The 6339-nt window shown below is 72.4% G+C and carries 7 protein-coding genes; all 7 read right to left on the bottom strand.

The window, feature by feature from the left end:
- Nucleotides 1–1403 (bottom strand): Asp-tRNA(Asn)/Glu-tRNA(Gln) amidotransferase subunit GatB (gene gatB, locus TR48_RS19990; RefSeq protein WP_439654484.1); only part of this gene is annotated, 1403 nt, incomplete at its 3' end.
- Between the two features lie 94 nt (nucleotides 1404–1497).
- Nucleotides 1498–1755: a hypothetical protein gene (locus TR48_RS19985; RefSeq protein WP_042369284.1), complete on the bottom strand. Its 258-nt coding sequence runs from the start codon at nucleotides 1753–1755 to the stop codon at nucleotides 1498–1500.
- Nucleotides 1752–3245 carry an Asp-tRNA(Asn)/Glu-tRNA(Gln) amidotransferase subunit GatA gene (gene gatA / locus TR48_RS19980; protein ID WP_439654482.1) on the bottom strand — a complete coding sequence of 498 codons (1494 nt, stop codon included), beginning with the start codon at nucleotides 3243–3245 and terminating at the stop codon, nucleotides 1752–1754. The genes TR48_RS19985 and gatA overlap by 4 nt, the downstream gene beginning before the upstream one ends.
- Nucleotides 3246–3250: 5 nt before the next feature.
- On the bottom strand, nucleotides 3251–3547 hold the full coding sequence (gene gatC, locus TR48_RS19975; RefSeq protein WP_042369280.1) for an Asp-tRNA(Asn)/Glu-tRNA(Gln) amidotransferase subunit GatC: 297 nt from the start codon (nucleotides 3545–3547) through the stop codon (nucleotides 3251–3253).
- 267 nt (nucleotides 3548–3814) lie between these two features.
- The gene (locus tag TR48_RS19970; protein WP_174501725.1) at nucleotides 3815–4216 is read right to left on the bottom strand and encodes a lasso peptide biosynthesis B2 protein; all 402 of its coding nucleotides are present in this window, start codon (nucleotides 4214–4216) and stop codon (nucleotides 3815–3817) included.
- An 8-nt stretch (nucleotides 4217–4224) separates the two neighbouring features.
- Nucleotides 4225–4476: a lasso peptide biosynthesis PqqD family chaperone gene (locus TR48_RS19965; RefSeq protein WP_042369276.1), complete on the bottom strand. Its 252-nt coding sequence runs from the start codon at nucleotides 4474–4476 to the stop codon at nucleotides 4225–4227.
- A 2-nt stretch (nucleotides 4477–4478) separates the two neighbouring features.
- Nucleotides 4479–6284, bottom strand: coding sequence for an asparagine synthase-related protein (locus TR48_RS19960; protein WP_042369275.1), 1806 nt, complete (start codon nucleotides 6282–6284; stop codon nucleotides 4479–4481).
- Nucleotides 6285–6339 lie beyond the last annotated feature (55 nt).

Genomic DNA, 6339 nt, shown 5'->3' with positions numbered 1-6339 from the left:
GCGTCGGCCTGGCCGCGCGTCGCCTTCATGACCGCTCCGACGAGCGCGCCCGCCGCGGCGAACTTGCCCGAGCGGATCTTGTCGGCCACGTCCGGCTGGGCCGCGAGCGCGGCGTCGATCGCGTCGCCGAGCGCGGAGTCGTCGGAGACGACGGCCAGGCCCCGCTTGGCGACGACCTCGTCCGGCTCGCCCTCGCCGGCCAGCACGCCCTCGATGACCTGGCGGGCGAGCTTGTCGTTCAGCTTGCCCTCGGCCACCAGCGCGGAGACCCTGGCCACCTGGGCCGGAGTGATCGGCAGCGCGGCCAGCTCGACGCCGTCCTCGTTGGAACGACGGGCCAGCTCGCCCAGCCACCACTTGCGGGCCTGGTCGGCCGGGGCCCCGGCGTCGACCGTGGCCAGGATCAGGTCGATGGCGCCGGCGTTGAGCGCCGACTGCATCTCGGCGGCCGAGATACCCCACTCCTGCTGCAGGCGCTGGCGGCGCACCCGCGGCAGCTCCGGCAGCTCGGCGCGGAGCTGCTCGACCCACTCACGCGAGGGCGCGACCGGGACCAGGTCGGGCTCGGGGAAGTAGCGGTAGTCCTCCGCCTCCTCCTTGATCCGGCCCGAGGTGGTGGTGCCGTTGTCCTCGTGGAAGTGGCGCGTCTCCTGGACGATCGTGCCGCCCGCGTTCAGGACCGCGGCGTGCCGCTGGATCTCGAACCGGGCCGCGCGCTCGACGCTGCGCAGCGAGTTGACGTTCTTCGTCTCGCTGCGGGTGCCGAACTTCGTCGCGCCCTTGGGCATCAGCGACAGGTTGACGTCGCAGCGCATCTGGCCCATCTCCATGCGGGCCTCGGACACGCCGAGGGCACGGATGAGCTCGCGCAGCTCCGCGACGTACGCACGGGCCACCTCGGGCGCGCGGTCGCCGGCGCCCTCGATCGGCTTGGTGACGATCTCGATCAGCGGGATGCCGGCCCGGTTGTAGTCCAGCAGCGAGTACTCCGCGCCGTGGATACGGCCGGTGGCGCCGCCGATGTGGCTGGACTTGCCGGTGTCCTCCTCCATGTGGGCGCGCTCGATGTGCACCCGGAAGACCTCGCCGTCCTCCAGCTCGACGTCCAGGTAGCCGTTGAAGGCGATCGGCTCGTCGTACTGCGAGGTCTGGAAGTTCTTCGGCATGTCCGGATAGAAGTAGTTCTTCCGGGCGAAGCGGCACCACTCGGCGATCTCGCAGTTCAGCGCGAGACCGATGCGGATCGCGGACTCCACGCCGGTCGCGTTGACGACCGGCAGCGAGCCCGGCAGACCCAGGCAGGTCGGGCAGACCTGGCTGTTCGGGTCCGCGCCCAGCGCGGTCGAACAGCCGCAGAACATCTTGGTCTTGGTTCCCAGCTCGACGTGGACCTCAAGGCCCATCACCGGGTCGTACGAGGCCAGAGCCTCCTCGTACGGGACCAGGTCAATGACGCTCACTAAGGCGTCCTTTCAGGGTGTGGCTTGCGGTCTGAGGTCAGTCGGCGAGGATGTCGTCCTTGGCCAGCTGACGCAGCTCGCGAACGAGCAGGAGCGTGCTGGTGACCAGGGCGAGCGCACCGACGGCGGCGTTGATGAGCTTGAGGTTGTCGTGCTCGTCACGGGCCCGGCGCAGGTCCTTGACGATGCCGAAGGCCCCGAAGGCGCTGCCGCCGATGCCCAGGATCAGGCCCGGCTTGCTGTGCTTCCAGCCCTTGATCGTTGCCGGGGCCTTCGCGCTTTCCAGCTTGCTCATAGTGCCGGTGCCTCCTCCAGCAGGGGGTGTCCCCACTTGTCGTTGAGAGCCGCCTCGACCGCCGCACCCACGCGGTACAGCCGGTCGTCGGCCAGCGCGGGCGCGATGATCTGCAGGCCGACCGGGAGATTGTCCTCCGGGGCGAGGCCGCAGGGCACCGACATGGCCGCGTTTCCGGCCAGGTTCGACGGAATGGTGCAGAGGTCCGCCAGGTACATCGCCATCGGGTCGTCGGCGCGCTCGCCGATCGGGAACGCGGTGGTCGGCGTGGTCGGCGAGATCAGCACGTCGACGTCGCCGAAGGCGCGGTCGAAGTCGCGGGTGATCAGCGTCCGGACCTTCTGCGCCGAGCCGTAGTAGGCGTCGTAGTAGCCCGAGCTCAGCGCGTAGGTGCCGAGCATGATGCGGCGCTTGACCTCGGGGCCGAAGCCGGCCTCGCGGGTCAGCGCGGTGACCTCCTCGGCCGAGCGCTCGCCGTTGTCGCCGACGCGCAGGCCGTAGCGCATGGCGTCGAAGCGGGCCAGGTTGGAGGAGCACTCGGACGGCGCGATCAGGTAGTACGCCGGGAGCGCGTAGGTGAACGAGGGGCAGGAGATCTCGACGATCTCCGCGCCGAGGCTGCGCAGCAGCTCCACCGACTCATGGAAGCGCTGCATCACGCCGGCCTGGTAGCCCTCGCCGCCGAACTCCTTGACGACGCCGACGCGCATGCCCTTGACGTCCGCCTGCCGCGCGGCGGCCACGACCGCCGGGACGGGGGCGTCGATGGAGGTCGAGTCCATCGGGTCGTGTCCGGCGATGGCCTCGTGCAGCAGCGCCGCGTCCAGGACCGTACGGGCGCAGGGACCGCCCTGATCGAGGGAGGAGGAGAAGGCGATCAGGCCGTAGCGGGAGACGCTGCCGTAGGTCGGCTTGACGCCGACGGTGCCGGTGACGGCGCCCGGCTGACGGATCGAGCCGCCGGTGTCGGTGCCGATCGCCAGCGGCGCCTCGTACGCGGCGAGCGCGGCGGCGGAGCCACCGCCCGAGCCGCCCGGGATCCGGGAGAGGTCCCACGGGTTGCCGGTCGGGCCGTACGCGGAGTTCTCGGTGGAGGACCCCATGGCGAACTCGTCCATGTTGGTCTTGCCGAGGATCACCACGCCTGCCTCCTTGAGGCGGCGGGTCAGCGTCGCGTCGTACGGCGGACGCCAGCCCTCCAGCATCCTGGAGCCGGCGGTGGTGGGGATGCCCTTGGTGGTGAAGACGTCCTTCAGCGCCAGCGGCACGCCGGCCAGCGGGCCGAGCTCCTCACCGGCGGCGCGCTTGGCGTCCACGGCGCGGGCGGCCTCGAGCGCGCCCTCGGTGTCGACGTGGAGGAAGGCGTGCACCTTCTCGTCCACGGCGTCGATGCGGTCCAGGTGCGCCTGGGCGACCTCGACGGCGGAGACCTCGCCTGCGGCGATGGCCTTGGCGGTCTCGGCCGCGGTGCTGCGGATCAGGTCGGTCACGTTTCTCAGTCCTCCCCGAGGATCTGGGGGACACGGAAGCGCTGCTCTTCCGCGGCGGGCGCGGCGGCCAGCACCTCGTCCGGACGGAGCGAGGGACGGACCTCGTCGGCGCGCATGACGTTGGTCAGCGGCAGCGGGTGCGAGGTCGGCGGGACGTCTTCGGCGGCGATCTCGCCGACGCGGGCGACCGCGTCCACGATGTCGTTCAGCTGCTCGGCGAAGTGGTCAAGCTCTTCGCTCTTGAGCTCCAGCCGCGACAGCCGGGCGAGGTGGGCGACCTCCTCGCGCGTAATGCCAGGCATGCAGCGATCCTCTGGTGGGTGAAGGAAACGGACCCGGCCGAGTCTATTGACACGGAGGTGTCCCCATCCTACGGAGGTGGGCACTGCGCTGCTTGCACTATCTGCGGCTGCGCCCCCCAGGAGCGCGCGGCCGTACCCGACATGCGGCTCCGCCGCGTGGGCGCGAGGAACCACCGGCGTGCGGTGGCCCTGCGCTTTCGGGGACTCAACCTGTGGGTGGCTTGTCGCGCAGTTCTCCCTGAGAGGCAGTCTGAGAGGCAGTCCCCCTCAAGAAGCTCCCACGCTGAGCAACGGGCGGAAGAAGCCCGCCGGGTGGGGTTCGCCGATGGGCTCGCCGTCCACCTGGATCCAGGCGTGCGCCGCGAACGGGTGCGTCCGCACCCCCGTGCACCACGTCGGCCAGCTCCCCCGCAAACGACAGAGCAGCGCGGCGGCGATCGAGCGTTGCAAACAGTTGTTGCCCGCGCAGCGCATGCTCACCGCCACCACCTGCTCACGTGCGACCGCGGCCTGCTCCGCGGTCGCCGCCGCCGCGCCGCGTCGCGCGAACTCCAGGATCCGCCGCAGCCGCGCGGGCTTGACCCGCGCCAGAAGACGGGCAGCGCCCACCGCGAGCAGCGGCAGCGGGCGGCGCCACAGCGCCAGCCTCACCCTGGTGTCGAGGGACATCTGCACGCTCACGGCAGCACCAGGTCCGCCGACGCCAGCTGGGCCAGGACCGCCTTGACGTCGTCCGTCGCGCGGTCCGCGCCGATGCCGTGCGCGACGGCGAGCCCGTGCGCGACCTCGGCGGGGGCCTGGCCGCGGAGGAGGCCGTTCAGGACCTCGCGGCCGGTGAGGTTGAGCTGGAAGTAGCGGCCGGTGCGGCCGTGGAGCAGGACGGTGCCGTCGTCGGTGTCGGTCATCGAGACGTCGGGGTGAAGCCGCATGGTCAGTCCTTAGGCGTGGGGCGGGGGGCGCGGAGCCAGGTCTCGCAGCCGACGAGGCTCTCCAGCGCCTGGACGGCGCTGTTGTCGGCCTGCGGGCCGGTCAGGCGGACCCGCAGGGCGGCGGGGTCGAGCAGCCCGAGCGCGGCCAGCCGGGAGTCGGGGCCCAGGAGGTCGAGCAGCGCGGGCAGATGGGTCCGCAGGCCGCGGCGGACGTCCTCGCCGAACTCGCCCTTGGTGGCGCGGGTGCGGACGGGCTCGGGGACGATGCCCTGCATCGCCTCCGCCAGCAGCGGCTTGAAGCGCCATGGTCCGGCGTGCGCCTCGGGGCGCACCCGCAGGACGGCGTCGAGGACCCGGTCGTCGAGGAAGGGCGCGTCGAGCGCGATGCCGCCCTCCGCGTAGAGGTCGCCGAGCAGGCGGTAGGTGCTGGTGTTGGAGCGGACCACCACAAGCGTCTGGTGCGTGCCCAGGTTCGGGGCGAGCGGCGCGGCCGTCTCGGCGGTGCGCCGCAGCGCGGCGCGGGCGAGCTCGGCGCCGGCGGGGGTGATCCAGCCGGGGGCGCGGATCGGGCCGAGGCCCCAGCCGAGGGCGGCGCGGCGCAGCGGGGGACGCGGCTCGGTCAGCGCCTCGGCCTCGGCGGCCCACCAGCCGGCGAAGGAGCTCGGGCGCAGGAGGTCGGCTAGGGTCTCCCTCAGGGGCCAGCGGCGCAGGGCGGCGTGTGCGCGCACGTGGCGCAGTGCGGTGACCGGGCGACGGCGCAGCAGCGGGTGCAGGTAGCCGGGCATGGGCGTGAACAGCTCGTCGCCGCCGTGGCCGGACAGGTGCCGGACGGAGCGGTGTTCGGCCAGCAGTTCCACGCTGCGCCGGATCCGCGCGGTGGCCCGGGTCAGCGGGCTCGGCATTTCCCCGCTCACCGGACTTTCTGCTTCCGCGAACATGTCGGGGAGTTCATGCTGCGGCACGACGAGGTGTTCGGCTCGGGCGAGTTCTTTCATGGCCGATTCCGCGAAAACCGCGTCGTCGTTCCCCGCCTCGGCCTCGCCCCAGCGGAACGTGAGGATTTCCGGTTCTTCCCTGGCCGCGAGAAAGCAGACGGAGCTGGAATCGAGCCCGCCAGAAAGGTCAGCGCTGAGCCTGCCCCTTTCCGGGCGTTTTCCGTGGGTGGCCGTGAGCAGTGCCTCGCGCACCGCCGCGACACCGTCGGAAAAGGAGAGCTCCGGGGCGGGCGGCCGCCACCAGCGGACCTCCTGGAGGGCGTCCGCGTCCCACTGGAGCGCGTCGTCCGGCGCGAGCGCCGAGACGCCCGACCAGAGGCTGCCGGCGTTGGCAGGGTAGGGCAACTGCAGTCCGCAGACGGCGCGCAACGCGAGTGCCTCCACGTCCAGGTCCGCGCCCGTGAGCGCGGCGAGCAGGTCGGCGCGGTCGGCGGCGAGGGCGACGGAGTCGGTCCGGGCGTGGAAGAGCCGCCGCAGGCCCGACGCGCTGCCCTGGAAGCGGGACCAGTCGGGCAGGGAAACGCCCAGGTGACAGCTGCCGCGCAGCTCGCCAAGGACGCGGGAGGCGTCGGCCGGTCCGTTGATCCGCCCGGCGGCCTGAGCCAGCCGCGCGCGGCTGGCGGGCGCGTCGCCGATGACCGCGAGCCGCACGGGGCCGGCCTCGGCGACCGTCACCGCGTCCACCGGCCAGCGACCGACGATCCACGGCCGCCCGGAGGCGTGCGGGATCACGCGGGCGCCGTCGAGCGGGAGGCGTGCGAAGAGCCGCTCGGCGGGCGGCCGGTCCGGCAGGACCACGAACCCGGATCTCATGTGCTGCTGCGACCACCGTTTCCGGATCGACTGCGGACCGGACCCGAAAGGGCCC

The sequence above is a fragment of the Streptacidiphilus neutrinimicus genome (genome assembly GCF_000787815.1).
In the GTDB taxonomy this organism is placed as follows: Bacteria; Actinomycetota; Actinomycetes; order Streptomycetales; family Streptomycetaceae; genus Streptacidiphilus; species Streptacidiphilus neutrinimicus.
This window is presented reverse-complemented; position numbering and strand designations above follow the sequence as displayed.

Excerpts from the sequence above, each read along its gene's own strand:
- TR48_RS19985 (WP_042369284.1), bottom strand. The coding sequence starts at position 1,755 with ATGAGCAAGCTGGAAAGCGCGAAGGCCCCGGCAACGATCAAGGGCTGG.
- gatC (WP_042369280.1), bottom strand. The coding sequence starts at position 3,547 with ATGCCTGGCATTACGCGCGAGGAGGTCGCCCACCTCGCCCGGCTGTCG.
- TR48_RS19970 (WP_174501725.1), bottom strand. The coding sequence starts at position 4,216 with ATGTCCCTCGACACCAGGGTGAGGCTGGCGCTGTGGCGCCGCCCGCTG.
- TR48_RS19965 (WP_042369276.1), bottom strand. The coding sequence starts at position 4,476 with ATGCGGCTTCACCCCGACGTCTCGATGACCGACACCGACGACGGCACC.
- TR48_RS19960 (WP_042369275.1), bottom strand. The coding sequence starts at position 6,284 with ATGAGATCCGGGTTCGTGGTCCTGCCGGACCGGCCGCCCGCCGAGCGG.